Here is a 24,596-nt window from a genome sequence, read left to right as displayed (position 1 = left end):
GCACAACAGCGGATCGGGCGGGGTTCGTCTTGAACGAAATTGCAGGAAAGGCTTCAGTTCATGGCGTCGGCATAGGCGCCGGGCGACAGGCCGTATTTGCGGATGAAGGTGCGCGTCATGTGGCTCTGGTCGGCAAAGCCGCTGGCAATGGCAGCTTCCGCCAGAGATGATCCCCCGGCGATCATCCGGCGGGCGAGGTCGATGCGCCGCTGCACCAGATAGGCATGCGGTGTCATGCCGGTGGCGCGGGCGAAGGCACGGACCACCTGAAAGCGGCTCAAACCGCTTTCCCGTGAAAGCTCCTCCAACGTCACAGCGCGCGCCGGCTGATCATCGATCAGGTCGCGGGCACGGCCGATGGCTCGGGGTATTGCCGGAAGCCGCTGCGGATTGCCCGGTTCACCAAACACGCCGGCAAGCAGCATCAGCAGCGATTCTTCCTGCCGGATGGCCGAGGGAATGCCGGTGGTCGTCATGGCGGCGAAGAGCCGCTCGAACTGGTGCGCCAGCCGCACGTCCTGGATGACGGGCCGGGGAAATTCATCGCGTCTTTCGCCATGCTCCTGCAGATCTGCCGTCATCGCGCCAATGAGGGACGGATCGAAATAGAGCATTTTCCACGAGCGGCCTGTATCACCGATGGGCGCGCCGTCATGCACTTCGCCGGGATTGACGGTGATCATGTCGCCGGGCCCGGCCTCCACCATTCCCCGTCCGCTCAAGGATTTTTGCGCGCCCTGGTGAATGACGCCTATGCCATATTGTTCGTGCGTGTGCCGGGAAAAGCTGTGCCGCGTTGCCGCCGCGACGGCTTCCACCCCCGCGGTAGTACAGCGCATTATCCTGAACTGGCCCTTCATCATGCGGACCTTTCTATCACCGGATGTGCGCCATCACAAATTTGCGGCCTTTGCGGTGGCATTCGCCCGGAAATGATGCTGTCATTCCCCTGCGCAGAGAGTCCCGGCCTTTCCAAGAGGAATGAATCATGGCGAAACAGAAACATGTGATCGTGGTCGGTGCCGGAATTATCGGTGCGTCGATTGCCTGGCATCTGGCGCGGCAGGGGGCGGCTGTCACGGTGGTTGCCGAACAAAGCGGCGGGGTCGCCACGCCCGCGTCCTTTGCATGGATCAATGCCAGCTGGGGCAATCCCGAGTTCTATTTCCGCTTCCGCCGCTATGCGATGAAAGGCTGGCAGCGCCTGCACGATGAGCTGCCCGGCATCGGGGTGAACTGGTGCGGCGGCATCAGCTGGGATTTATCGCCGAATGAACTTGCGGCCTACGTCACGCAGCATGGGCACTGGGGCTATGGAATCAGGCGTATCGACCGGCAAGCCGTGGCCGTGCGCGAGCCTTATCTGGCGCGACTGCCGGATGCGGCTGTGCATATTGCCGAAGAGGGCGCCGTTGAGCCCGTTGCCGCGGCGCAGCGCATGCTGGCCGGGGCGCAGGCGCGCGGCGCGCGGCTGCTGGTTGGTGCAAACGTTACACGGCTCGTCCAGGAGGGCGGGCGCATTGCCGGCGTCGTTACGTCGTTCGGCGAGGTGAAGGCCGACCATGTGGTGCTCGCGGCGGGCGCCGGGGCCGCTGCCCTGGCGCAGACTGCGGGGGTGACCCTGCCCATGGAGACGCCGCCGGGTCTGATCGTTCATTCAAAGCCAATGGAGAAACGGCTCAACGGTATCGTGATCACCCCTGACCTGCACATGCGCCAGACGGCGGAAGGGCGGATCATTGCGGGCGCGGATTTTGGCGGCAGCGATCCCGGTGAGGATCAGCAGGCAACCGTGGAAGCGCTGTTCTCCCGCCTGAAAGCAAACCTCGACGATGTGGATGCTCTGGCGCTGGATTTTTTCACCATCGGCTACCGGCCGACCCCCGCCGACGGGTTCCCTATTGTCGGGCCGGCCGGACATCTCGATGGCCTTTCCATCGCCGTCATGCATTCCGGCGTGACGCTTGCGCCCGCTGTCGGCCTGCTGCTGAGCCGGGAAATTTTATCGGACACGCCGGAGGAACGATTGTCGCCATTCCGGCTTTCGCGGTTTGACGAGTGAGCGCATGCAGCTCCAAGGCATCAACCCTCCTGTGCGGGAAAACACCGATGCGCCGGATCAAGGTTGCAGCTTGATCAGTCCGGCTCCCGTCATCCTGAATCCGCAGCCCCGGTAGAACCCGGTCAGCCGGGCTTCAAAATCCACGTGCAGCCAGAAAGCTCCGCGAGCGCGCGCGAGGTTTTCAGCCTCCTTGACCAATTGCGTGGCTATGCCCTGCCGGCGGAATTTCGGGTGCACGCAGGTATCCAGAAGAAAAGCATGAACACCGCCATCCCATGCCACGTTGACGAAGCCGATCAGCCGCTGCCCGTCATAGGCCCCCACATGGGCAAGGCTGCGGGCCAGAATGACGGAGAAATCCTTCCAGACGAAGTCATCCCAGGCCCATTCCCAAAGCGCGTTCATCTCGTCATTGGACGGGAAAGGATCGATACGGAACGTGATAGCCAAATCCATGTCCTCCCCGGACATTTCCGTTGCGCAAACCTTGCAGATTGCACGGAAATTTCAATGCCGGTTTTCGCGCCTCATGCCGCTGTGCCGATTGCGCTAAGTCGGGTTGCAGGCGGCGATAGCCGGTTTCCGGAACCAAACCGGCCCGCACACGTTTGTTTTCAGGTTTCGACGGCGCATTCAAACCGCCGGGCCGCAACGGAATGAGGATAGATGATGAAAACAATGATCGTAATGGCTGCCGCTGTTTCCATGGCTCTGGCTTCGGGCGCAGGTGCCGCTCCCCTTCATCAGAAGACCAAGCACCAGGCCCATGCGGCGAATGGCCCCAAGACCCGTCTCGGCACGCTGTCCTGCGCCGTCGATGGCGGCGTCGGCATGCTGATCGGGTCGAGCAAGGCCGTTCAATGCAGGTTCATGCGGACCAATGGTTCCGTCGAAAGATACGCCGGACGCATCGGCAAACTTGGCGTCGATATCGGGGTGACCAGGAAATCCTATCTGCAGTGGGTTGTTTATACCGCTGCCGGAAACCGGGCGGGCGATGGCGCCCTTGCCGGCAATTATGTCGGCGTGACCGCGGGTGCCTCGGTTGGCCTCGGTCTCGGTGCGAACGCACTGGTCGGCGGCACATCGAAGAACTTCGGCCTGCAGCCATTCAGCGCGGAAGCCACCCAGGGACTGAATGTCGCTGCAGGCGCAACGCAGCTGACACTGCGCGCAACCCGATAGAACAGGGGCAAAATCCGGCCGCGGTTCGTCGGCGGCCGGATGCCGGCATTGCGGCGCTATCGCACAGTTGGCCCGTTCGCCGGGCGGAGCGCCATGCAAGCGCGCAGGCGCGGATCGCGCAGATAAAGCCCGCCCCAGACCATAAGCCCGAGATAGACGCCGAACAGCAAATGGCTGAAGAGGGGATTACCGACCCTGAGCTGCGTCGCTATGGCACCGCCGAGATAGCCGGTCAGCAAGATGGCGCCGAGCAGCGACGTTTGCGGGACGGCGTAAAGCACCGTGCAGATGAGCAGCAGAACGCCCAGTCCACGCGCCATGATCACACTCTCCGTATACCCCAGTTCGGCCATTGACTTGAGCACGATATCGAGCGGCACCAGTTTGATGCTGAAGTCAAACACCAGAAACAGGATGACGAGGCCGCTGAGAATCCATCCTGCCCAGCGCGCCTTGGCTGAAATTGTTGTCGGTCCGGTTCTTTCCATAATCATGTCCTCCTATGATTTGGCACGGCGTGCCAAAGATTATCGCAAGGACGAACGCAAAAAGACATTTCCGACACCGTGGCCGGAATATTTTCGGGAGGATTGACGCCAGCTCCGGACATCTTCAAACCGCGACGATGGCCGCCATGTGATTTGGCGCGTTGGAAATCACAGTCGCCTGCCAACTTCGCTTTATTGCTAATTGACATGCGCTCATTTTCATTTTCGTATAGTATTCAGAAAAACGAAACCGAAAGTATACCTCATGTTCCTGCCGCCCCGGCACGCTGAAATTCTCGAAATGGCCAAACTCCATGGCCGGGTGCTTGTGGATGATCTCGCTGCGCATTTCAGCGTGACGCCGCAGACCATCCGCAAGGATTTGAACGATCTGTGCGATCAGCGGCTGCTGAACCGGATCCACGGCGGCGCGCTGTTCCCGTCGGGTATCCAGAACCTGGAATATGAAGCGCGGCGTTTGATCGCTGCAACCGAAAAGGAGGCGATCGGTCAGGCCGCCGCCGCGCTCATTCCCGACAATGCCTCGCTCTTCGTCAATATCGGCACGACCACGGAAGCGGTCGGTCAGGCATTGCTGGGCCGGAAAGGCCTGATGGTGATCACAAATAATATCAATGTCGCCAACAATTTGCGGGTTTACCCCGACATTGAGGTGGTCATTGCCGGCGGGGTGGTACGCGGTTCCGATGGCGGTATTGTCGGCGAGGCCGCCGTGGACTTCATCCGCCAGTTCAAGGTGGATTTCGCCGTCATCGGCACGTCGGCAATCGACCATGACGGCGCATTGCTCGACTTCGATTTCCGCGAGGTCAAGGTGGCGCAGGCCATCATGGCCAATGCCCGGCACGTGATCCTGGTGTCCGATTCCACCAAGTTCGAGCGGACGGCACCGGTGCGCATCGGCCATCTGTCACAGGTCAATACGTTCATCACCGACCGCTGCGACAGCGAGATCATCCGCACGATTTGTGCGGACGCGGATGTGCGGCTGGTCGAAACATCCCGTTGAATCCCGGCTTGCCGGGTGAGTTGATGCGCGTTATATTTTCTTTTGGTTTCGTATTTGTTTCGCAGTGGTGCTATATTGGCTGGCGCTGGCGGGCAGGACGGTTGCGAACAGGGAGATGAGCGGTGGCACAGGACGGGATCTACGACATTTTCGTGATTGGCGGTGGCATCAATGGCTGCGGCATTGCCCGCGATGCGGTGGGGCGCGGCTACAGCGTGTGTCTGGCCGAGATGAACGACCTGGCCAGCGGCACCTCGTCGGCCTCCACCAAGCTGATCCATGGCGGGCTGCGCTATCTGGAATATTACGAGTTCCGCCTGGTGCGCGAGGCGCTGATGGAGCGCGAGGTGCTGTGGGCGGCGGCGCCGCACATCATCTGGCCGCTGCGCTTCGTGCTGCCGCACCATGCGGGGCTGCGCCCGGCCTGGCTGCTGCGGCTGGGCCTGTTCCTCTACGATCACATTGGCGGGCGCAGGAAGCTGCCCGCGACGCGCACGCTCGACATGACGCGCGATGCGGCGGCCAGGCCGCTGAAGTCGCTCTATACGCGGGCGTTCGAATATTCCGACTGCTGGGTCAATGATGCGCGGCTGGTGGCGCTCAATGCGCGCGATGCGGCCGACCGCGGCGCGGTGATCCGCACCCGCAGCAAGGTGACGGCGGCGCGGCGCGCGGCCGATGGCTGGACGCTGGACGTGCAGGACGCCCTGTCGGGCGCGGTGGAGACGGTGCGGGCGCGGCTCGTGGTCAATGCGGCCGGTCCCTGGGTGGACGAGGTCCTGACCGGCGTGGCCGGGCTCAAGGCGGCGCACAATGTGCGCCTGGTGCAGGGCAGCCACATCGTGGTGCGCAAAAAGTTCGACGATCCGCGCGCCTATTTCTTCCAGAACACCGACGGACGCATCATCTTCGCCATTCCCTATGAGCAGGAATTCACGCTGATCGGCACGACGGACCAGGATTATCACGGCAATCCGGCCGAGGTGACGATCACCGCTGCGGAGACCGATTATCTCTGCGCGGCGGCCAGCGAATATTTTGCCGCACCGGTGCAGCGCGCCGATGTGGTGTGGAGCTATTCGGGGGTGCGCCCGCTCTATGATGACGGGGCCTCGAAGGCGCAGGAGGCGACGCGCGACTATGTGCTGAAAAGCGATGCGCCGGCGGGGCTGGCGCCGCTGATGAACATATTCGGCGGCAAGATCACCACCTACCGGCGGCTGGCGGAGCACATGCTGGAGAAGATCGAGGAGAAGCTCGGGGCCAGGGGCAAGCCATGGACGGCGGCCGGCACGCTGCCGGGCGGCGATTTCCCGGCGGACGGCTTTGCGGCGCAGCTGCAGCGGCTGCAAGCCGACTACCCCTTCCTCGAACCGCGCCATGCCTACCGGCTCGTACGGCTCTACGGCACGCGGGCCTGGGGGCTGTTGGGCACGGCGGCATCCCCCGCCGATCTCGGCGAGCATTTCGGCTGGGATCTCTACGCGGCGGAGGTGCGCTACCTCATCGCGCAGGAATGGGCGATGACCGCCCAGGATGTCCTGTGGCGGCGCACCAAGGTCGGCCTGCATGTCACCGGCGCAGAAACCGCCGCCCTCGAAACCTTCATGGCCAAAACCGTCCTGCGCCGAGCGGACACCGCGCCGGAATAGGCTCCACGCTGCCCTATCCAGCAGTGAAGGGCGGGCAGCCGTGCTGGCCCGGCCGTCGTTTATCGGGATTTTCCGATTGAACCGATATCAAAGGGTGTCGTTTGATAAATCTCGTTTATCCAGTTGGACAGGAGCAAATGCGCATGCGAGCGCCAGCGATTGGGCGGCCGCCTTGATGTGTCGTCATCGGGGAAATAGTTGAACGGCAGGTTGATCGGTACCCCGGCCTGAATATCGCGGAAATACTCATCGGCCAGCGAACCGGAATCATATTCGAGATGGTCGAGCACATAAAGGCGGCGATACCGCGGATCTTCGACAATGCAGGCTCCCTTCTCCTCCGAATGTGCCAGCAGCGTCAGTTCCGGCCGCGCAAGAATGTCCGCCGGCCGCACCTCGGCCCAGCGTGATATCGGAACGGCGAAATCGTCGGAAAAGCCGTTGAGATAGGGCGACGCTGTCTTCAGGATTCTCTGGCTGTAGACACCGAATGCTTTTTCGCCAAGCGCATGCTTCGGCACGCCGTGGAAATGATGAAGTGCCGCCATCGCTCCCCAGCAGACATTCATCGTCGAATGGACGTTGGTTTGCGTCCACTCCAGGATATCGCGCATTTCCGGCCAGTAGCTGACATCCTCGAACGGGATTGTCTCGACGGGGGTTCCGGTAATGATGAAACCGTCGAACGTGCGGTGCTGCGCCTTTTCCCATGTCTCATAAAAGGCGCTGAGATGGTCTTCGGGCGTATTCTTCGGCTTGTAGCTGCCGACGGTCACCAGCGAAAGTTCGATCTGCAGCGGCGAAGCGCCAAGCAGGCGCGCGATCTGCAATTCTGTCTTGATCTTGTTGGGCATCAGGTTCAGCAGCCCGATCTGGAGCGGGCGGATATCCTGACGGATAGCCACGGCTTCCGTCATCACGCGTACGCCCTCGCTTACCAAAGTATCGAAGGCGGGCAGTTTGTCAGGAATCTTGATAGGCATCACGGTCACCAAAAAAGCCGATAGATCGCTTCCGGTCCGCACGCGGCCCTTTAGCGAGTTTTTTAACGTGGCTGCAAGCCGGCCGGCCAAATCACCACGGGTTCTTCAATACTGGATGCTTGTGCAAATAGCTATCGGATTCAAATGCGGCGGGCTGTCGCTCGCCGCATGGGCCAGATGAGACAGTGTTTCACTGCCGTCTCAATCGTGCGTTTCACCGGAAAAAGCGGTCGCCTGCATCGATGGCCGCCGGCAATAGCCGGCATACCACGCGGCAAGGCGCGGGCGTCCTTCAGCAAACGGATAGATGTTGCGAAACGCGATCCAGTCGAGCGTTGTCGCCAGGGCGATCTCGCCGATGCGCGGCAGGCCCTCGAGGGATGCTTCGTTCTCGGCGAAATCGCAGGCCGCGATGATTTTCTGCAACTGGGCATCGCGCATGGTCGGCCAGCGCAGAGGCTCCGGCCGTCGCTCGGTTTCCCAGCGCACCACGATGCCGGAATCGGCAATGCCCTGCGCCGCCGCCTGCAGGCGCAGTGTTTCCCAGCGTGCATTCCCGCTTGGCGGGATGAGGGCGGAGCCACCGGGGAGGGTACTGAGATAGTCCGCTATCGCAACCGAATCGAACAGCGCAAAGCTGTCTTCGCCGATCAGCACCGGAACCTTTCCCAGCGGGTTGAGCGCATAGACCGCCTCATTGCGCCGGGTCGGGCTGGTTTCGTGGTGGATGACCTCGACACTGTCCGCCAGACCGATTTCGTGAATGGCGACCAGTATCTTGCGGGCGTAGGGCGAGTGTGTCTGGTAAAGCAGCTTCATGAGAATCCCGGATGATGGAGCGAGTCGGCACGGACAATCGCCCGGCAAGCCCGCGGGATCAAGGGGGCTCCAGCAGAAGCCGGATATCAGAGACCGTATAGCTGAAGCAGGCTCTTCATGCGGCTTGTGGCAAGTTCCGGCCTGTCGAGAACATTGGCCTGATCGGCCAGCCGGAAAATATCGGCATAGTGAACGATACCGCGTGCCGACTGCATGCCGGCGGGCATGGTGAAATGGCTCTGGTGACCATTGAGCCAGGCCAGGAAAACCACTCCCGCCTTGTAATACTGCGTCGGGGCTTCGAAGATTTTTCGGGAGAGCGGCACGGTAGGTTCGATCACCGCGCGGAAGGCCGTCGTCTCGCCCTTTGCCAGCAGCGCCAGTGCCTTCGAGGCCTGCGGCGCGACCGCATCGAAAATGCCGAGCAGGGCGTGGCTGTACCGTGCGCCGTCGCCTTCGATCAGTTCGGCATAATTGAAATCATCGCCGGTGAAGCACAGGACCCCCTCGGGCAGCCGGTTGCGCAGGGTGATTTCCCTGGTGTTGTCGAGCAGCGAAATCTTGATGCCTTCGACCTTGTCCCTGTTGTCATTGATGATGGCAAGCACGGTTTCCAATGCGTCGTCGAAGGCATGGGAGCCCCAGTAGCCGGCAAGGTGCGGATCGAACATGTCACCGAGCCAGTGCAGGACGACCTTGTTGCGCGTCTGGCGCAGGATTTCGCCGTAGACGGCCCGGTAGTCATCCGGGGATTTTGCTATTTTGGCGAGCGCCCGGCTGGCCATCATCACGGCCCGGCCGCCCTCAGCCTCGACAAAGCCGATCTGCGTCTCATAGGCGGCGATCACGTCTGCGAGGCTGCGGGTGTTTTCCGGCGCCAGCTGGTCGGTCCCGGCACCGCAGGCAAGGTCCGCCCCCGGCACGCTGCGCGCCTCGGCGAGCGAGCGGCGGATCAGTTCCTGCGCGCCTGCCCAATTCAGCCCCATGCCGCGCTGGGCCGTGTCCATGGCTTCGGCGATCTTGAACCCAAGTGACCAGAGATGATGGCGAAAGGCCATGGTGGCATCCCAGTCGATGGCGGGCGAACCCCAGGGCGCGCTGTCCCGAAGCGGATCTGACACCACATGGGCGGCCGCGTAGGCGATACGGCTGAAGGATGGCGGAGCATCCGGCCGCGCTGTCGGCTCGCCGGAAAGGCGGTAGGCTGAAAGTGTGCCGTCGGCGGCGGGCAGGTTCAGAACTAGGCTCATCATATCGCTCCCGGTCATATGAAGGGTTTTGTAATTTGGAACGTTCCAAAAAACAAGAGAAAAAATCCGAACCTTTGTGCAGCCGAAAAATGAAAGGTCGCCGGCTGAGAGAGTTAAAATGAGCAGGAAATCACCGTAAATCATGGCTTTCTGTGCTGTCGTGACGATGTATCGTGATAGTCCTTGATTTTTCCTGCTTGACATATTTGGAACGTTCCAATTATATCCATCGTCTGACTGGGAGGAAGACCGTGAGCCGAAGCCGGACAACCGTTGTGGATATTGCGCATGCCGCCGGCGTGTCGAAATCCACCGTGTCGCTGGTTCTGCAGGGCAGTCCGCTGGTCAATGAAAAGACCCGTGAGAAGGTCAACAGCGTCATCGCGGATCTCGGCTATGTCTATAATCGCGGTGCGGCCAACCTGCGCCAGGCGCGCTCGAAAATCGTCGGCATCGTGGTCAATGATCTTACCAACAGCTTCTTCGCCGAACTCGCCGTCGGCATGGATATGGTCGTTCAGTCGGCAGGCTACGTGCAGTTCCTTGCCCATAGCGGCGAGAGCGTCGACCGCCAGCGCGAAGTCATCGCGTCCATGCGGGAAAACGGCATTGCCGGGATGATCCTGTCGCCGGCGCGCGGTACCGAGGCGGCGGATATCAAGCCGTTGATCGACAGCGGTATTCCGGTGGTGGTCGTGGTGCGCAATCTGCCGGGTGCCAAGGTCTCCACCCTGCTTTCCGACAATTATACCGGCGCGAAGGCGGCCGTGCGTCATCTGGTTGCCCTTGGCCACACGCGCATCGGCTTCATGGGCGGCTTTCTCGATACCGCGGTTTTTGCCGAGCGGCTGCGCGGTTATCGCGATGCCCTGCAGGAAGCGGGCATTGCCGTCGATGAGGCGCTGATCATCCATTCCGCGCCGTCCCGCGCCGGTGGCGTTGCCGCTGTCGAGCGCATGATGCTCCATCCCGATCGGGCAACGGCGGCGCTGTGCCTCAATGATGCGGTGGCCTTCGGTGTCTGCGATGGTTTGCGGGCCGTCGGCATCGAGCCCGGCAAGGGTTTTGGCGTGATCGGTTTCGACGACGTGATCGAGGCCAAGACCGCCGTCCCGGCGCTGACAACCGTTTCGGTCGACCCGCAGGGCATGGGCCAGCGTGCGGCCCAGCTCCTGCTCAAGCAGATCAATGCCGGCGGCAATGAACAGGAATCGCTGGTGACGTCCGTGCGCCTTGTGGTGCGGCAAAGCTGCGGTGCGCCGGTCAGGAACAATCATCTGGAGGAAATGGCATGACGCGGTGGGGATTGATCGGAGCAAGCACGATTGCGCATGAATGGGTGATCGATGCGATCCGTGCCGAAGGCGGCGAGATCGTTTCCGTCATGAGCACCAGTGCCGAGCGTGGCCGGAAATATGCTGCCGATCACGGCATTGCCAAATCCGTTGCATCCCTCGATGCGCTGGTCGGCGATCAGGATGTCGATGCGGTCTATATCTCGACCACCAATGAGCTGCACAGGGATCAGGTGCTCGCGGCCGCGGCTGCGGGAAAGCATGTGCTGTGCGAAAAGCCGCTGGCCATGAGCCTTGCGGATGCGCGGGCCATGGTTGACGCCTGCCGCGCGGCCGGTGTGGTGCTTGGCACCAATCATCATCTGCGCAATGCCGCGAGCCACACCGCCATGCGCGATGCCATTGCTGCCGGCCGGATCGGTACGCCGCTTGCCGCCCGGGTTTTCCATGCGGTCTATTTGCCGCCGCACCTGCAGGGCTGGCGGCTTGACAAGCCGGAAGCTGGCGGCGGCGTCATCCTGGATATCACCGTGCATGATACGGATACACTGCGCTATGTGCTGGGCGACGATCCTGTCGAGGCGGTTGCCGCCAGCCAGATCGGCGGCCTCGGCAAGGCAGGCCTTGCCGATGGCGTCATGGGCGTGCTGCGCTTCAAATCGGGCCTGATTGCCCAGTTCCATGATGGCTTCACCACCAAATATGCCGAAACCGGCTTCGAGGTGCACGGCTCCGAAGGCTCGCTGGTCGGCCGCAATGTCATGACGCAGAAGCCGGTCGGCACCGTCACCCTGCGCAATGCCGAGGGTGAAACCGAGCTCAAGCTCGACCACCGGAACCTCTACGAAACCGGCATTGCCAAATTCCATGCCGCCATCCTCGGCAAGGGGCAGCCACCGGCAACGGGTGAAGATGGTGTCTGGTCGCTTGCCGCCGGTCTTGCGGTCACCGAGGCCGCCCGCACTGGCACCGCACAGACAATCAATCCAGGTCTTTGAAGAGAACGACGTCAAGCATGAGCAAGCACATAACCCCTGAAGAGGCGGCAAACCTCATCCCCGACGCAGCGATCGTTTCGGTCTCGTCGTCGAGCGGCCTTGGCTGCCCCGATCTGATGCTGAAAGCCATCGGCGCGCGTTTCGATGCAACGGGCCATCCGCGCGATCTGACCACGCTGCATCCCATTGCGGCGGGTGACATGAGCGGCATCAAAGGCATCGATTACATCGCCAAGAAGGGGCTGCTCAAGCGCATTCTCGGCGGCTCCTATCCTTCCGGGCCATCGACCGCCGAACCGCCGCTGATCTGGCAGATGATCGGCAATGACGAGGTGGCTGCCTACAACATTCCTTCCGGCATCCTGTTCGACATGCACCGCGAGGCGGCGGCCAAGCGTCCGGGCGTTCTGACCAAGGTCGGGCTCGATACATTCGTCGACCCGGACCGCCAGGGCTGCGCCATGAATGCCTCGGCCGCCCGCGAGCCGGTGGTCCGCAAGATCGAGTTTGAGGGCGAAGAGTGGCTGTTCTTCAAACCCGTTATCCCACAGGTCGCCATCATCCGCGCCACCACGGCGGATGAGCGCGGTAATCTGACCTATGAGCATGAGGGCGCATACCTCGGCGGCTTCGATCAGGCTCTAGCCGTGCGCAACAATGGCGGCATTGTCATTGCGCAGGTCAAGCGCATCACCAAGAGCGGTTCGCTCAAACCGCATGACGTGCGCGTTCCCGGCATTCTCGTTGACTATGTCGTCGTCGACCCCGACCAGAAGCAGACAACGCAGACCGTCTACGATCCGGCTATCTCGGGCGAGATCTTCCATCCGCTCGACGATTTCGCCCTGCCGGATTTCAACATCCAGAAGGTGATTGCCCGCCGTGTCGCGACGGAGCTTGAGGCAGGCAGCGCCGTCAATCTCGGTTTCGGCATCTCCGCCAATGTCCCGCGCATCCTGCTCGAAGAGGGCCTGCACGGCGCGGTGACATGGGTGATCGAGCAGGGGCCGGTCGGCGGTATCCCGCTTCTCGATTTTGCCTTTGGCTGCGCCTCCAACGCCGAAGCCTTCGTGCCGTCGCCGCACCAGTTCACCTATTTCCAGGGTGCGGGTTTTGATGCCTCGCTGTTGTCCTTCCTCGAGATCGACAAATCCGGCTCGGTCAACGTGTCCAAGCTCAGCTTCCGCCCGCATGTGACGGCCGGTGCCGGCGGTTTCGTCGATATCACCGCGCGGGCCCGCAAGATCGTCTTCTCCGGCATGTTCAATGCCGGTGCGAAGGTGCATGTGGCCGATGGCAGGCTGGTCATCGAGAAGGAAGGCAAGCTGAAGAAACTGGTCAACGAAGTCGAGCACGTCACCTTTTCCGGCCGCCGTGCCGTGGAGCAGGGGCAGGACATCACCTATGTCACCGAGCGCTGCGTCATGGTCCTGCGCCCGGAAGGCATCGTGCTGACCGAGATTGCGCCGGGTGTCGATCTCCAGACCCAGATTCTCGATCAGTCGGAATTCCCGCTCATCGTTGCCGGCGATCTGAAACTGATGGCGGCAGAGCTCTTCGCCGAAGGGCCTTTCGGACTGAAGCTGCCGCAGAAACCGGAAAGGACGCTCCATGGCTGAGCCCCGCATCACGGTTGACTTCAACGGGCCTGTCGCAACCATCACCGTGTCGCGCCCGGAAAAACTCAATGCTTTCGATATTGCCATGCTGAAGGAGCTTTCAGCCGCGTGCGACGAATTGGAGGCCAATGCCGATATTCGCGTCGCCATCCTGACCGGCGCCGGTAAGGCCTTTTCCGCAGGCGGCGACATCAAGGCCTGGGCGGCGATGACGCCGAACGAATTCGGTCACGCCTGGGTCCGCTTCGGGCATCGCGTCTTCGAGCGTCTGGCGACGTTGCGCGTGCCATTGATTGCCGCACTCAACGGTCATGCGCTGGGCGGCGGGCTCGAACTTGCCGCGGCTGCTGATATTCGCATTGCCGAGACGCATATCCGCATCGGCCTGCCGGAGACGGGCCTCGGCATGGTGCCGGGCTGGTCGGGAACGCAGCGGCTTGTCCGCCGGTTTGGGGCACAGGCTGTCCGCCGCATGGCGCTGGGCGGCGAAATCTTCAGCGCGACCGAAGCGGCCGCGCTCGGGATCGTCGACCACGTGGTGGAAACCGGTGCCGCCGTCACCGCCGCGCAGGCCTATGCCGAGCGGATAGCCAGGCGCGGACCGGCTGCGGTGGAAGTGGCGAAACTGATGATTGCGTCGGCTAACGGCGAAGACAATGGCACGGCGGTCGAAGCCCTCGGCTCGATCCTCGTCGCCAAAACAGCGGACCTGAAAGAAGGTGTTTCGGCCTTTGCCGAAAAGCGTGAGCCCGTGTTCAAGGGAGAATGGTAATGACGGTTCTGATGCGGCCACAAGCGCTCGACAATTTCAAGGTGCGCGAATTCCGGATGCTGATCGATGGCAAATGGACCGATGGTGCAGAGGGAGGCGTGATCGAGCGCAAGAGCCCCGGCCATGGTGTCGTGGTCTCACGCTATCAGGCGGGCACGAAAGCCGATGCGGAGCGCGCCATCCGTGCCGCCCGCAATGCCTTCGATAACGGCCCGTGGTCGCGCATGACCGGCGCCGAACGCTCGAATATCCTGCTTAAAGCCGCTGATCTGATTGCGGCACGTTCCGACGAACTTGCCTATCTCGACTGCATCGAATCCGGCAAACCAATTTCGCAGGCCAAGGGCGAACTGGGCGGCGCGGTCGATATCTGGCGCTATGCCGCCGCGCTCGGCCGCGATCTGCATGGTGAAAGCTACAACACGCTGGGCGACGGCACGCTGGGTGTGGTCCTGCGCGAGGCGATCGGTGTCATCTCCATCATCACGCCCTGGAATTTCCCCTTCCTCATCGTCAGCCAGAAACTGCCCTTTGCCCTGGCTGCCGGCTGCACGGCCGTCGTCAAGCCGTCCGAACTGACCTCGGGGTCGACGCTCGTTCTCGGTGAAATCCTCATGGAAGCCGGTGTTCCCGCCGGTGTCGTCAACATCCTTGCCGGTACGGGCGCCGAGGTCGGCGCGCCGATGACCACCCATCCGGATGTCGATATGGTCTCGTTCACGGGCTCGACCCTTGTCGGCAAGCTGACGATGGCCAATGCCGCCCAGACGCTGAAAAAGGTCTCGCTGGAGCTCGGCGGCAAAAACCCGCAGATCGTTTTCCCCGATGCCAATCTCGATGATTTCATCGATGCGGCGGTGTTCGGCGCCTATTTCAATGCGGGCGAATGCTGCAATGCCGGTTCACGCCTGATCGTTCACCGGGATATTGCCGATGAGGTCACGCAGCGTGTAGCAGCCCTTTCAGCCAAGGTGAGAGTTGGCGATCCGCTTGATCCGCAGACCAAGGTCGGTGCGATCATCACGCCGGAACATCTGGCCAAGATCGACACCTATGTGCGCAATGCCGCATCGGCGGGCGCCGCCGTTTCCCATGGCGGTACGCCGCTGGATCTCGGCCTTGGGCAGTATATGAGCCCGACCATTCTTTCGGCGGTGCAGCCGGATATGGCTGTCGCGCGTGAAGAAGTGTTTGGTCCTGTGCTTTCCGTGCTAACATTCGAAACGATGGAAGACGCCATCCGGATTGCCAATTCCATCGACTACGGCCTGTCGGCAGGCGTATGGAGCCGCGATTTCGATACGTGCCTGACGGTAGGCCGCCGGGTACGTGCCGGAACCATCTGGATGAACACGTTCATGGATGGTGCAGCGGAGCTGCCGTTCGGCGGTTATCGCCAGTCTGGCCTTGGTCGTGAACTGGGCCGTCATGCGGTCGAGGACTACACCGAGACCAAGACCCTGAACATGCATATGGGGCGGAGGATATTACTTTGGGCGTCGAATTAAATCGATTGTATTCGCCATTCGGCTTATTGTATGAATGGGGCAGGCTGAGGGATAACTGAGGTCTAGGGTAGTGGGAATTTTATCTTTTTTTCCTTGGGAGGAATGAAATGAATAAGTTGATGAATACGGTTGCTGCGGCAGCCATGCTGCTCGGCACGGCCACGATGGCCCGCGCTGCCGAAAACGTCGAAGTCCTGCATTGGTGGACATCCGGCGGTGAGGCGACAGCGCTGGAAGTTCTCAAGAAGGATCTGGAAAAGAAGGGCATCACCTGGTCCGACATGCCTGTTGCCGGTGGTGGCGGTACGGAAGCCATGACTGTTCTGCGCGCCCGCGTCACCGGCGGCAACCCTCCGACAGCCGTACAGGCCTTAGGCTTCGACATCACCGACTGGGCCAAGCAGGGCGTTCTTGCCAACCTTGACGACGTCGCATCGAAGGAAAAGTGGGCCGACGTTATTCCCGGCGCGCTGCAGAACTTCTCCAAATATGACGGTCACTGGATCGCCGCACCGGTCAACGTCCACTCCACCAACTGGATGTGGATCAACAAGGCTGCACTCGACAAGGCTGGCGGCAAGGAACCCAAGAACTGGGACGAACTGATTGCCCTTCTCGACAACTTCAAGAAGCAGGGCATCACGCCGATCGCCCACGGCGGTCAGCCATGGCAGGACGCGACGATTTTCGACGCGGTCGTGCTGTCTCTCGGCAATGACTTCTACAAGGCAGCTTTCATCGATCTCGATCCCAAGGCTTTGGGCGGCGCGAAGATGAAGGAAGCGTTTGACCGCATGACCAAGCTGCGTTCCTATGTGGATGACAACTTCTCCGGTCGCGACTGGAACCTTGCCTCCACCATGGTTATCGAAGGCAAGGCCGGCGTGCAGTTCATGGGTGATTGGGCCAAGGGCGAGTTCGTCAAGGCCAAGAAGGAGCCAGGCAAGGATTTCGTTTGCATGCGCTTCCCGGGCACCCAGGGTTCGGTCACATTCAACTCCGACCAGTTCCTGTTCTTCAAGAAGAGCGATGCTGAGCACAAGTCGCAGCTCGTCATGGCATCGTCGATCGAGAGCCCGACCTTCCAGTCCGCTTTCAACGTCGTGAAGGGTTCAGCTCCGGCGCGTACCGATGTGTCCGATGCAGCCTTCGATGCCTGCGGCAAGAAGGCGATCAAGGATCTGGCTGAAGCCAACAAGGCCGGCACGCTCTACGGTTCCATGGCCCATGGCTATGCGGTTCCGGCCGCCATCAAGAATGCGATCTATGACGTGGTTACCCGCGAATTCAACGGTGACCTGACATCAGACGCAGCGGTCAAGGAACTCGTTTCCGCCGTGGACGCTGCCAAGTAAGCGCGCTCCTTCTGTCCGGGGCGCAAAGCCCCGGACAGGTTCCCGTGAACATGCACGGCAATGACAAGAACTTAAGAGTTGAAGGGGTGAGGCTATGGATACCCGCAGCCGCATACAGGACTTGATACCCAAACTGGTGTTGGGGCCGAGTTTTCTGATTGTCCTGATCTTCGTCTATGGCTTTATCATCTATACGGGCGTCCTGTCGTTCACCGACAGCAAGATGCTGCCGTCCTTTGGTTTTGTCGGACTGGAGAATTACCGCAAATTGTGGGCTCTGCCGCATTGGTGGCGGGCCATCACCAATCTGGGTATTTTTGCCTCGCTCTATATCATCATCTGCACCGTCATCGGGCTTGGCCTTGCCATCCTGCTGGATCAGAAGATCCGCATCGAAGGTTTCTTGCGGCCGATCTACCTTTATCCCATGGCGCTGTCGTTCATCGTGACCGGTGTTGCCTGGAAATGGTTCCTCGATCCCGGCATCGGCCTTGAGAACACTATGCACCAGTGGGGCTGGACCAGTTTCGCCTTCAACTGGATCAAGGATTCCAAGATGGCGATCTATACGGTGGTGATCGCCGCCGTCTGGCAGTCCTCCGGCTTCGTCATGGCCATGTTCCTTGCCGGTCTGCGCGGTGTCGACAACGAGATCATCAAGGCGGCACAGATCGATGGCGCGTCCACCGCCATGATCTATCGCCGCATCATCATCCCGCTGATGCGTCCGGTTTTCCTGTCGGCCTTTGTCGTGCTCGCCCATCTCGCCATCAAGGCGTATGACCTGGTGATCGCGCTGACCGGTGGCGGCCCCGGACAGGCGACGGAACTGCCCGCGACCTTCATGTATTCCTATACGTTTACACGCAATTCCATGGGCATCGGCGCGTCCTCGGCCATCATCATGCTGATCACCATTTTCGCGATCATCATTCCCTATCTCTATTCTGAAGTCAGGGGAGGCAGCAAATGAGCGCTCCGAGTCCGGACAATGCCATCTCCAGCGGCAAGCTGACCCGCGTCCTTATCTATATCGCCCTGCTGGTCTTCGCTTTTTACTACCTTTTGCCGCTCTACGTCATGGTGGTGAATTCGCTGAAGACCCTCGATGAAATCCGCCAAGGTGGCATGCTGTCGCCGCCGCATGAATGGACCATCGAGCCCTGGCTTGCGGCCTGGTCCACGGCCCAGATCGGCGTGCAGCCGACAGGTTTGAAGCCTTACTTCATCAACTCGATCATCATGGTCATCCCGGCCGTGGCGATTTCAACCGTGCTGGGCGCGCTGAACGGCTATGTGCTGACGAAGTGGCGGTTCCGCGGCTCGAACGTCATGTTCGGCATGCTGCTGCTCGGCTGCTTCATTCCGTTCCAGATCGTCCTCATACCCATGGCGCGGGTTCTCGGCGCCCTCGGAATGGCCGGCACCATTCAAGGCCTGATTTTCGTGCACGTGATCTACGGTCTCGGTTTCACCACGCTGTATTTCCGCAACTACTACGAAGCATTCCCGACGGAACTGGTCCGCGCTGCGCAGATCGACGGCGCCAGCTTCTTCCAGATTTTCTGGCGCATCCTGCTGCCGTCGTCGGGTCCGATCATCGTGGTGTCCGTCATCTGGCAGTTCACCAATATCTGGAACGACTTCCTGTTCGGCGCCTCGTTCTCGGGGTTCAGCAGCACGCCGATGACGGTCGCGCTCAACAATCTCGTCAACTCGTCGACGGGCGTGAAGGAATACAACGTGCATTTCGCCGGCGCGATCCTCGCCGCACTGCCAACTCTTATCGTCTACATCGTTTCCGGGCGCTACTTCGTCCGTGGACTTATGTCCGGCGCCGTGAAGGGATAACCCAATGTCATTTCTCCAGATCAAGAACCTGCATAAATCCTATGGCAATGTCCCGATCCTGAAGGACATCAATATCGAGATCGACGAGGGTGGCTTTCTCGTCCTCGTCGGCCCTTCCGGCTGCGGCAAGTCCACCCTGCTCAACACCATTGCCGGGCTCGAACCGATCAGTTCCGGCGACATTTCGATCAAGGGCAAGTCGATCAGCGGCCTGCATCCGTCCAAGCGCGATATCGCCATGGTGTTCCAGTCCTATGCGCTTTATCCGAACATGACCGTTGGCGGAAACATCGCCTTCGGCATGGAAATCCGCGGTGTGCCGAAAGACGAGCGCGAGAAGGCCATCAAGCAGGTTGCCGACATGCTCCAGATCGGCCATCTGCTCGACCGCAAGCCGAGCCAGTTGTCCGGCGGCCAGCGCCAGCGTGTTGCCATGGGCCGGGCGCTCGTGCGCAATCCGCAGGTGTTCCTGTTCGATGAGCCGCTGTCCAATCTCGATGCCAAGCTGCGCGTCGACATGCGCACCGAGATCAAGCGCCTGCACCAGCGGATGAAAACCACGATCGTTTATGTGACGCACGACCAGATCGAGGCGATGACGCTGGCCACCAAGATCGCCGTGCTCAAGGACGGCATCCTGCAGCAATTCGGCACCCCGGCGGAAATCTACAACAATCCGACCAACCTCTTTGTCGCGGACTTCATGGGCTCGCCTGCCATGAACCTGCTCAAGGCGAAAATCGAGGGCGGTGCTTCGGATTTGAGCGTCGTGCTCGACCGGCCTGATTCCTCGCCGTTGCGGTTGCCGATCAGGAAGACCAACAGTGCGCTGGTGGGGCATTCCGGCAAGGATGTGATTTTCGGCATCCGTCCGGAAGCCCTGACCGATCCGGACGGTGCGGACCGCAATGCCAGTTCGCTGGTGGAAGGAGAGTGCCTGATCGACGTGGTCGAACCGGCGGGGTCCGATACCTTCGCCGTGACCAGGCTTGGCAGCAAGGAAGTGGTGGCGCGCCTGCGTGCCGACGCCCAGATCCTGCCGGGGCAGAAGACGCAGCTGGCGTTCAATCTAGACAAGGCCGTGTTCTTCGATCCGCAATCGCAGCTGCGTATCGGCGCCTGACGATCACGATGTCATGAACGCCGCATCGCAACGAAGCCAATCCCCCGATATCGTCATCATCGGTTCGGGGATTGGCGGGTCGACTATTGCCGCCGGTCTGGCGGGATCGGGAGCAGACATCCTGATCCTGGAGGCGGGTGGTCATTTGCCCGACCGTCCGGAGAACCGCGACCCGCGCGCGATCTTCCAGAAGGGTTTCTTCCGCCCGGACGAAAGCTGGTACGATGCGGACGGCAAGGCATTCAATCCCGGCAATTACTACAATGTCGGCGGCAATTCGAAGTTCTATGGCGCGGTGCTGACGCGTTACCGGACCGAGGACTTTGCCGAGATGCAGCATCTCGAGGGGGTCTCGCCCGCCTGGCCGTTTGCCTATGACGAGCTGGAGCCGTGGTACGGCAAGGCGGAGGCGCTCTATCAGGTGCGCGGAAGCCAAGGCGAAGACCCGACGGAACCCCATCATTCGACGCCCTACGGCTTTCCGCCCGTGCCCGACGAGGAACCCATCGGTGTCCTGCGCAGGCGGCTGCGTGTTGCCGGTGTCCATCCGTTTTCCCTGCCGCTCGGCGTCGATATCGACACATGGATGTCCCACGGCAGGACGCCCTGGGATGCACACCCCAACAGCTTCAACGGCAAGATGGATGCGGAAACCACCGCCCTTGCCCAGGCATTGAAGCACGGCAATATCCGCCTGCAGACCAATTCGCGCGTCACACGGCTTGAGACAGCTGCAGACGGAAAATCGATTGCCGCTGTTCACTACGTGAAAGACGGAACAGTCTCGGTTGTCAGGCCAAAGCTGGTGATCCTCTCCGCAGGCGCCGTTCAATCCGCGGTGCTTCTGTTGCGGTCGGCTGACAGCCGCAATCCCGCCGGTCTTGCCAACCGCTCCGATCAGGTCGGCCGCAACTTCATGAATCACAACCTGTCGGCGGTCATCGGGTTCGATCCGCGCTTCCGCAATGATTCCATCTATCAGAAGACGTTCGGCTTCAATGATTTCTACCTGTCCGATGGCGAGGGTGGTGCACCGCTCGGCAATGTGCAATTGCTCGGGCGGATCAGCGGACCCGTGCTGAAGTCGGACCTCAAGCTCGTGCCCGAATGGATTCTTGACCGGTTCTGCAATCATACGGTGGATTTCCTCGCCATGAGCGAGGATGTGCCGAAACCGGAGAGCCGCGTTCGCGTCGATGGCGACAGGATCATTCTCGAATGGGTGCGCAGCAACTGGCCGGCACATCAGAAACTGGTCGCCAGGATCAAGTCGGTGCTGCGGGCCGCCGGATTTCCCCTCGTTCTGTCCAAGGCCTTTGACCGCAAGACCCCGTCGCATCAATGCGGCACCGTGCGGATGGGCACGGACCCGGCGCGGGCGCCGCTGGATGTCCATTGCCGCGCCTTCGACCATCCCAACCTGTTTGTCGTCGATGCCGCCTTCCTGCCGACGTCAGCGGCGGTCAACCCGGCGCTGACCATCGCCGCACAGGCGCTGCGCGTCGCCGATCACATCATTGCCGGGGAGCTTGCATGATGAGTATCCAGCCCAAACCCGTCGCCCTGGTTACCGGCGCCCGGCGCGGCATCGGCCTCGGTATTGCCAGGGCGCTTGCCGCCAGGGGATTTGATCTGGCGATCACCGACCTCGTGCGGGATGAAGCGGCTGATGCCGCTGTTTCAGCACTGGAATCACTCGGCGCAAAAGTACGGTTTATCGAGGCGGATCTGGCTGATCTTTCCAATCACGCGCAAACCGTCGGCGCCGTCATGGCAGCATTCGGCCGGATTGACAGTCTCGTCAACAATGCCGGCATCGGCTCGAAAGTGCGCGGTGATTTCCTCAATCTTGAGCCGGCAAACTACAATGCGATCTTTGATATCAATGTGCGGGGAACCGTGTTCTTCACGCAGGCGGTGCTGCGCGCCATGCTTGGCCGCACCGATGGCCGGGCCGCCCGTACGATCGTCAACATCACATCGGTTTCCGCGGAGATGACCTCGCCGGAACGTCTCGATTACTGCATGACCAAGGCGGCACTGGCGTCGTTCACGCAAGGGCTGGCCGTGCGGCTTGCGGAACAGGGGATCAGCGTTTTCGACGTGCGCCCCGGCATCATCCGCTCCGACATGACGGCCGTTGCCGCAGCCAAGTATGACAAACGCATCGCCGAAGGACTCGTGCCGATGAAGCGCTGGGGCGAGCCGGATGATCTCGGCCGCATCGTTGCGGCGCTGGCCGGCGGCGATTTCAACTTTGCCACCGGCTCGATCATCAACGCGGATGGCGCCCTTTCGATCAATCGACTTTAGCAGGTTGCAAAACATGAATTTCACCCCCCTCTGTCCTGCCGGACATCTCCCCCACAAGGGGGGAGATCAGCTGTCGGTTTCGTTCCATTTCGCCTTGCATCGCTGTTCAAGATGCAAAAACGTCAATGCCGATGTGATCTCCCCCCTTGTGGGGGAGATGGGCGGCAGCCCAGAGGGGGGTGCCTGAGTCATGGCAAACCCAGCGCAAAAATCATCCTCCTACGATTACATCATCACCGGTGCCGGCCCTGCCGGGTGTGTGCTTGCCAATCGCCTCAGCGAGGACCCCGATGTAAAGGTCCTGCTGCTCGAGGCCGGCGGCGGCGACTGGAATCCGCTGTTCCATATGCCGGCCGGCTTTGCCAAGATGACCAAGGGTGTCGCCAGCTGGGGCTGGTCGACCGTGCCGCAGAAGCACATGAAGAACCGCGTGCTGCGCTACACGCAGGCCAAGGTCATCGGTGGCGGCTCCAGCATCAACGCACAGCTTTATACGCGCGGCAATGCAACCGATTACGACCTGTGGTCCTCGGAAGATGGCTGTGCCGGTTGGAGCTACCGCGACGTGCTGCCCTACTTCAAGCGTGCCGAAGACAATCAGCGTTTTGCCGATGACTACCATTCTTATGGCGGGCCGCTGGGTGTTTCCATGCCGGTGGCGACACTGCCGATCTGCGATGCCTATATCCGGGCCGGGCAGGAACTCGGCATTCCCTACAATCATGATTTCAACGGCAGGCAGCAGGCCGGTGTCGGTTTCTACCAGCTGACCCAGCGCGATCGCCGCCGCTCATCGGCCTCGATGGCCTATCTTGCCCCGGTCAGAGGCCGCAAGAACCTGACGGTCCGCATGGGCGCGCAGGTGACAAAAATCGTGGTGGAGAACGGCCGGGCCGTCGGTGTTGAAATCGCCAAAGGCAATACCCGCGAAATCATCCGCGCCGAGCGGGAAGTGCTGGTCAGTTCCGGCGCCATCGGTTCGCCGAAACTGCTGCTGCAGTCGGGCATCGGCGCGGCGGATCACCTGCGGAAAACCGGCGTTCCCGTCGTGCACAACCTGCCCGGTGTCGGCGAGAACATGCAGGATCATCTGGATCTGTTCGTGATTTCCGAATGCACCGGCGATCACACCTATGACGGTGTCGCCAAGCTGCACCGCACGCTGTGGGCTGGGCTGCAATATGTGCTGTTCCGCTCCGGTCCCGTCGCGTCCAGCCTGTTTGAAACAGGCGGTTTCTGGTACGCCGATCCCGACGCCCGTTCGCCGGATATCCAGTTCCATCTCGGGCTGGGGTCGGGCATCGAGGCGGGTGTCGAACGGCTGAAGAACGCCGGTGTCACCTTGAATTCGGCCTATCTGCATCCGCGGTCGCGCGGCACGGTGCGGCTGCAATCGGCCGATCCAATGGCCGCGCCGCTGATCGATCCCAACTACTGGAGCGATCCGCACGACCGCAAGATGTCGATCGAAGGATTGAAACTTGCCCGCGAAATCATGAACCAGGCGGCACTGAAGCCCTTCGTCATGGCGGAACGCCTGCCGGGGCCGAAATACAATTCGGACGAGGAATTGTTCGATTACGGCTGCGCCAATGCCAAGACCGATCATCATCCGGTCGGCACCTGCAGGATGGGCACCGATTCCATGGCTGTTGTCGGCCTCGACCTGAAGGTGCATGGGCTGGAGGGGCTGCGTGTCTGCGACAGTTCTGTCATGCCGCGGGTTCCCTCGTGCAACACCAATGCACCGACCATCATGATGGGCGAAAAGGGCGCCGATATCATCCGCAAGCTTGCGCCGCTGCCGCCCGCTGTGTTCAGCCATGAGCTGAATGAAAAACGCCCGCGGGCGCGGGCGGATATTCGCTGATATCGGAGAAGGAGCGCCGCCGGAGCATATGGGTCCCGGCGCCGCCCGCTCCGATTACTGACGCAGTCTCGTGTCGAGAAACACCCCGGCATCGCGCGCGGCGCTGATAAAGGCATGGCGCGCCTTGTGGGCGGGTTTCCACCCGTCCAGGGCATCGAGACAGGCCTGCAATGCGCGGCGATAGCTCGCGCCGGTCTTCGACGGCCAGTAGCGTTGCAGGCACTCCATCGCTTCCCAGACACTGGTAATGGCCCTTTGGCCCGTCGCGCCCAGTTTCACCATGACCGGTATGGGAAAACGCTTGTCGTTCATCACTTCCTCCCTGAGTATTCTGATGAGCATGGCATGCTGTTTGGCAGTACCAGACTAGACGAGGAAATGCGTCGGGAGTCCGTCCGGTTCCATGACAAGTTGATTAAATAT

Annotated in this window: 23 protein-coding genes and 1 riboswitch; of the genes, 16 read left to right on the top strand and 7 right to left on the bottom strand. The window is 61.2% G+C overall.

From position 1 onward, the window contains the following. Positions 1 to 53 precede the first annotated feature (53 nt). Positions 54 to 863: an AraC family ligand binding domain-containing protein gene (locus tag ACZ25R_RS20445; protein WP_472462034.1), complete on the bottom strand. Its 810-nt coding sequence runs from the start codon at positions 861 to 863 to the stop codon at positions 54 to 56. Positions 864 to 988: 125 nt separating this feature from the next. On the opposite strand from ACZ25R_RS20445, the gene ACZ25R_RS20440 reads away from it, so the two are divergent. Then, on the top strand, positions 989 to 2,062 hold the full coding sequence (locus ACZ25R_RS20440) for an NAD(P)/FAD-dependent oxidoreductase (protein ID WP_472462033.1): 1,074 nt from the start codon (positions 989 to 991) through the stop codon (positions 2,060 to 2,062). Between the two features lie 57 nt (positions 2,063 to 2,119). On the opposite strand, the gene ACZ25R_RS20435 is transcribed toward ACZ25R_RS20440, so the two are convergent. Further along, the gene (locus ACZ25R_RS20435; protein ID WP_472462032.1) at positions 2,120 to 2,518 is read right to left on the bottom strand and encodes a GNAT family N-acetyltransferase; all 399 of its coding nucleotides are present in this window, start codon (positions 2,516 to 2,518) and stop codon (positions 2,120 to 2,122) included. Between the two features lie 213 nt (positions 2,519 to 2,731). Between ACZ25R_RS20435 and ACZ25R_RS20430 the strand changes: the two genes are divergently transcribed. After that, on the top strand, positions 2,732 to 3,247 hold the full coding sequence (locus tag ACZ25R_RS20430; RefSeq protein ID WP_464663160.1) for a DUF992 domain-containing protein: 516 nt from the start codon (positions 2,732 to 2,734) through the stop codon (positions 3,245 to 3,247). Between the two features lie 56 nt (positions 3,248 to 3,303). Here ACZ25R_RS20430 and ACZ25R_RS20425 read toward each other — a convergent pair whose 3' ends face one another. Beyond that, a complete protein-coding gene (locus tag ACZ25R_RS20425) occupies positions 3,304 to 3,741 on the bottom strand; it encodes a DoxX family protein (RefSeq protein WP_472462031.1) in 438 nt (145 codons plus the stop codon). Positions 3,742 to 4,000: 259 nt separating this feature from the next. Here ACZ25R_RS20425 and ACZ25R_RS20420 point away from each other — a divergent pair, with 259 nt between their 5' ends. Both ACZ25R_RS20420 and glpD read left to right on the top strand, forming a co-directional pair. Next, the gene (locus ACZ25R_RS20420) at positions 4,001 to 4,765 is read left to right on the top strand and encodes a DeoR/GlpR family DNA-binding transcription regulator (RefSeq protein WP_223614114.1); all 765 of its coding nucleotides are present in this window, start codon (positions 4,001 to 4,003) and stop codon (positions 4,763 to 4,765) included. Between the two features lie 122 nt (positions 4,766 to 4,887). Beyond that, entirely contained in the window at positions 4,888 to 6,417 is a 1,530-nt protein-coding gene (gene glpD / locus ACZ25R_RS20415) for a glycerol-3-phosphate dehydrogenase (RefSeq protein WP_472462030.1), read from the top strand. Between the two features lie 59 nt (positions 6,418 to 6,476). On the opposite strand, the gene ACZ25R_RS20410 is transcribed toward glpD, so the two are convergent. The 3 genes from ACZ25R_RS20410 to ACZ25R_RS20400 form a co-directional block, all read right to left on the bottom strand. Then, entirely contained in the window at positions 6,477 to 7,400 is a 924-nt protein-coding gene (locus ACZ25R_RS20410; protein WP_472462029.1) for a homoserine O-succinyltransferase, read from the bottom strand. Positions 7,401 to 7,430: 30 nt separating this feature from the next. After that, positions 7,431 to 7,508, bottom strand: a riboswitch (SAM riboswitch). 93 nt (positions 7,509 to 7,601) lie between these two features. Beyond that, complete coding sequence (locus ACZ25R_RS20405) at positions 7,602 to 8,219, bottom strand: glutathione S-transferase family protein (protein WP_472462028.1); 618 nt, start codon at positions 8,217 to 8,219, stop codon at positions 7,602 to 7,604. A gap of 86 nt (positions 8,220 to 8,305) precedes the next feature. Then, complete coding sequence (locus ACZ25R_RS20400) at positions 8,306 to 9,469, bottom strand: dihydrodipicolinate synthase family protein (protein ID WP_472462027.1); 1,164 nt, start codon at positions 9,467 to 9,469, stop codon at positions 8,306 to 8,308. A gap of 251 nt (positions 9,470 to 9,720) precedes the next feature. Between ACZ25R_RS20400 and ACZ25R_RS20395 the strand changes: the two genes are divergently transcribed. The 12 genes from ACZ25R_RS20395 (at position 9,721) to ACZ25R_RS20340 (ending at position 24,173) form a co-directional block, all read left to right on the top strand. Beyond that, positions 9,721 to 10,764: a LacI family DNA-binding transcriptional regulator gene (locus ACZ25R_RS20395; protein ID WP_403169047.1), complete on the top strand. Its 1,044-nt coding sequence runs from the start codon at positions 9,721 to 9,723 to the stop codon at positions 10,762 to 10,764. Then, a complete protein-coding gene (locus ACZ25R_RS20390; protein ID WP_472462026.1) occupies positions 10,761 to 11,762 on the top strand; it encodes a Gfo/Idh/MocA family protein in 1,002 nt (333 codons plus the stop codon). Before ACZ25R_RS20395 ends, ACZ25R_RS20390 begins: the two co-directional genes overlap by 4 nt. Before the next feature lie 17 nt (positions 11,763 to 11,779). Continuing rightward, complete coding sequence (locus ACZ25R_RS20385; protein WP_472462025.1) at positions 11,780 to 13,381, top strand: acyl CoA:acetate/3-ketoacid CoA transferase; 1,602 nt, start codon at positions 11,780 to 11,782, stop codon at positions 13,379 to 13,381. After that, entirely contained in the window at positions 13,374 to 14,153 is a 780-nt protein-coding gene (locus ACZ25R_RS20380; RefSeq protein WP_223612349.1) for an enoyl-CoA hydratase/isomerase family protein, read from the top strand. The genes ACZ25R_RS20385 and ACZ25R_RS20380 overlap by 8 nt, the downstream gene beginning before the upstream one ends. Then, positions 14,153 to 15,661, top strand: coding sequence for an aldehyde dehydrogenase family protein (locus tag ACZ25R_RS20375; RefSeq protein ID WP_472462024.1), 1,509 nt, complete (start codon positions 14,153 to 14,155; stop codon positions 15,659 to 15,661). Before ACZ25R_RS20380 ends, ACZ25R_RS20375 begins: the two co-directional genes overlap by 1 nt. A 107-nt stretch (positions 15,662 to 15,768) precedes the next feature. Further along, positions 15,769 to 17,016 (top strand): ABC transporter substrate-binding protein, encoded by a 1,248-nt coding sequence (locus ACZ25R_RS20370; protein ID WP_346304993.1) that lies wholly within the window; start codon positions 15,769 to 15,771, stop codon positions 17,014 to 17,016. Positions 17,017 to 17,110: 94 nt separating this feature from the next. Further along, a complete protein-coding gene (locus ACZ25R_RS20365) occupies positions 17,111 to 17,989 on the top strand; it encodes a carbohydrate ABC transporter permease (protein WP_105733954.1) in 879 nt (292 codons plus the stop codon). Continuing rightward, complete coding sequence (locus ACZ25R_RS20360; protein ID WP_223612346.1) at positions 17,986 to 18,867, top strand: carbohydrate ABC transporter permease; 882 nt, start codon at positions 17,986 to 17,988, stop codon at positions 18,865 to 18,867. The genes ACZ25R_RS20365 and ACZ25R_RS20360 overlap by 4 nt, the downstream gene beginning before the upstream one ends. A gap of 4 nt (positions 18,868 to 18,871) precedes the next feature. Next, a complete protein-coding gene (locus ACZ25R_RS20355; protein WP_403169061.1) occupies positions 18,872 to 19,990 on the top strand; it encodes an ABC transporter ATP-binding protein in 1,119 nt (372 codons plus the stop codon). Positions 19,991 to 20,003: 13 nt separating this feature from the next. Next, positions 20,004 to 21,527 carry a GMC oxidoreductase gene (locus ACZ25R_RS20350; RefSeq protein ID WP_472462023.1) on the top strand — a complete coding sequence of 508 codons (1,524 nt, stop codon included), beginning with the start codon at positions 20,004 to 20,006 and terminating at the stop codon, positions 21,525 to 21,527. Then, on the top strand, positions 21,527 to 22,303 hold the full coding sequence (locus tag ACZ25R_RS20345; RefSeq protein ID WP_472462022.1) for a 3-ketoacyl-ACP reductase: 777 nt from the start codon (positions 21,527 to 21,529) through the stop codon (positions 22,301 to 22,303). Before ACZ25R_RS20350 ends, ACZ25R_RS20345 begins: the two co-directional genes overlap by 1 nt. A gap of 190 nt (positions 22,304 to 22,493) precedes the next feature. Next, complete coding sequence (locus tag ACZ25R_RS20340; protein ID WP_472462021.1) at positions 22,494 to 24,173, top strand: GMC family oxidoreductase; 1,680 nt, start codon at positions 22,494 to 22,496, stop codon at positions 24,171 to 24,173. A gap of 54 nt (positions 24,174 to 24,227) precedes the next feature. Here the strand turns inward: ACZ25R_RS20340 and ACZ25R_RS20335 are convergent, their stop codons facing one another. Beyond that, a complete protein-coding gene (locus ACZ25R_RS20335) occupies positions 24,228 to 24,485 on the bottom strand; it encodes a DUF982 domain-containing protein (protein ID WP_105733947.1) in 258 nt (85 codons plus the stop codon). Positions 24,486 to 24,596 lie beyond the last annotated feature (111 nt).

Source organism: Phyllobacterium sp. RCAM01083 (genome assembly GCF_055685835.1).
The sequence above is the reverse complement of the archived record's forward strand: the minus strand, read 5'-3'. Positions and strand labels throughout refer to the sequence as shown.

Bases quoted from the DNA above. Each gene is read 5' to 3' on its own strand.
- ACZ25R_RS20430 (WP_464663160.1), top strand. From the start codon at position 2,732: ATGAAAACAATGATCGTAATGGCTGCCGCTGTTTCCATGGCTCTGGCT.
- ACZ25R_RS20365 (WP_105733954.1), top strand. From the start codon at position 17,111: ATGGATACCCGCAGCCGCATACAGGACTTGATACCCAAACTGGTGTTG.
- ACZ25R_RS20355 (WP_403169061.1), top strand. From the start codon at position 18,872: ATGTCATTTCTCCAGATCAAGAACCTGCATAAATCCTATGGCAATGTC.
- ACZ25R_RS20370 (WP_346304993.1), top strand. From the start codon at position 15,769: ATGAATAAGTTGATGAATACGGTTGCTGCGGCAGCCATGCTGCTCGGC.
- ACZ25R_RS20335 (WP_105733947.1), bottom strand. From the start codon at position 24,485: ATGAACGACAAGCGTTTTCCCATACCGGTCATGGTGAAACTGGGCGCG.
- ACZ25R_RS20435 (WP_472462032.1), bottom strand. From the start codon at position 2,518: ATGGATTTGGCTATCACGTTCCGTATCGATCCTTTCCCGTCCAATGAC.
- ACZ25R_RS20385 (WP_472462025.1), top strand. From the start codon at position 11,780: ATGAGCAAGCACATAACCCCTGAAGAGGCGGCAAACCTCATCCCCGAC.
- ACZ25R_RS20375 (WP_472462024.1), top strand. From the start codon at position 14,153: ATGACGGTTCTGATGCGGCCACAAGCGCTCGACAATTTCAAGGTGCGC.
- ACZ25R_RS20350 (WP_472462023.1), top strand. From the start codon at position 20,004: ATGAACGCCGCATCGCAACGAAGCCAATCCCCCGATATCGTCATCATC.
- ACZ25R_RS20425 (WP_472462031.1), bottom strand. From the start codon at position 3,741: ATGATTATGGAAAGAACCGGACCGACAACAATTTCAGCCAAGGCGCGC.
- ACZ25R_RS20420 (WP_223614114.1), top strand. From the start codon at position 4,001: ATGTTCCTGCCGCCCCGGCACGCTGAAATTCTCGAAATGGCCAAACTC.
- ACZ25R_RS20360 (WP_223612346.1), top strand. From the start codon at position 17,986: ATGAGCGCTCCGAGTCCGGACAATGCCATCTCCAGCGGCAAGCTGACC.
- ACZ25R_RS20410 (WP_472462029.1), bottom strand. From the start codon at position 7,400: ATGCCTATCAAGATTCCTGACAAACTGCCCGCCTTCGATACTTTGGTA.
- ACZ25R_RS20440 (WP_472462033.1), top strand. From the start codon at position 989: ATGGCGAAACAGAAACATGTGATCGTGGTCGGTGCCGGAATTATCGGT.
- ACZ25R_RS20405 (WP_472462028.1), bottom strand. From the start codon at position 8,219: ATGAAGCTGCTTTACCAGACACACTCGCCCTACGCCCGCAAGATACTG.
- ACZ25R_RS20400 (WP_472462027.1), bottom strand. From the start codon at position 9,469: ATGAGCCTAGTTCTGAACCTGCCCGCCGCCGACGGCACACTTTCAGCC.
- ACZ25R_RS20390 (WP_472462026.1), top strand. From the start codon at position 10,761: ATGACGCGGTGGGGATTGATCGGAGCAAGCACGATTGCGCATGAATGG.
- ACZ25R_RS20445 (WP_472462034.1), bottom strand. From the start codon at position 863: ATGATGAAGGGCCAGTTCAGGATAATGCGCTGTACTACCGCGGGGGTG.
- ACZ25R_RS20340 (WP_472462021.1), top strand. From the start codon at position 22,494: ATGGCAAACCCAGCGCAAAAATCATCCTCCTACGATTACATCATCACC.
- ACZ25R_RS20345 (WP_472462022.1), top strand. From the start codon at position 21,527: ATGAGTATCCAGCCCAAACCCGTCGCCCTGGTTACCGGCGCCCGGCGC.
- ACZ25R_RS20380 (WP_223612349.1), top strand. From the start codon at position 13,374: ATGGCTGAGCCCCGCATCACGGTTGACTTCAACGGGCCTGTCGCAACC.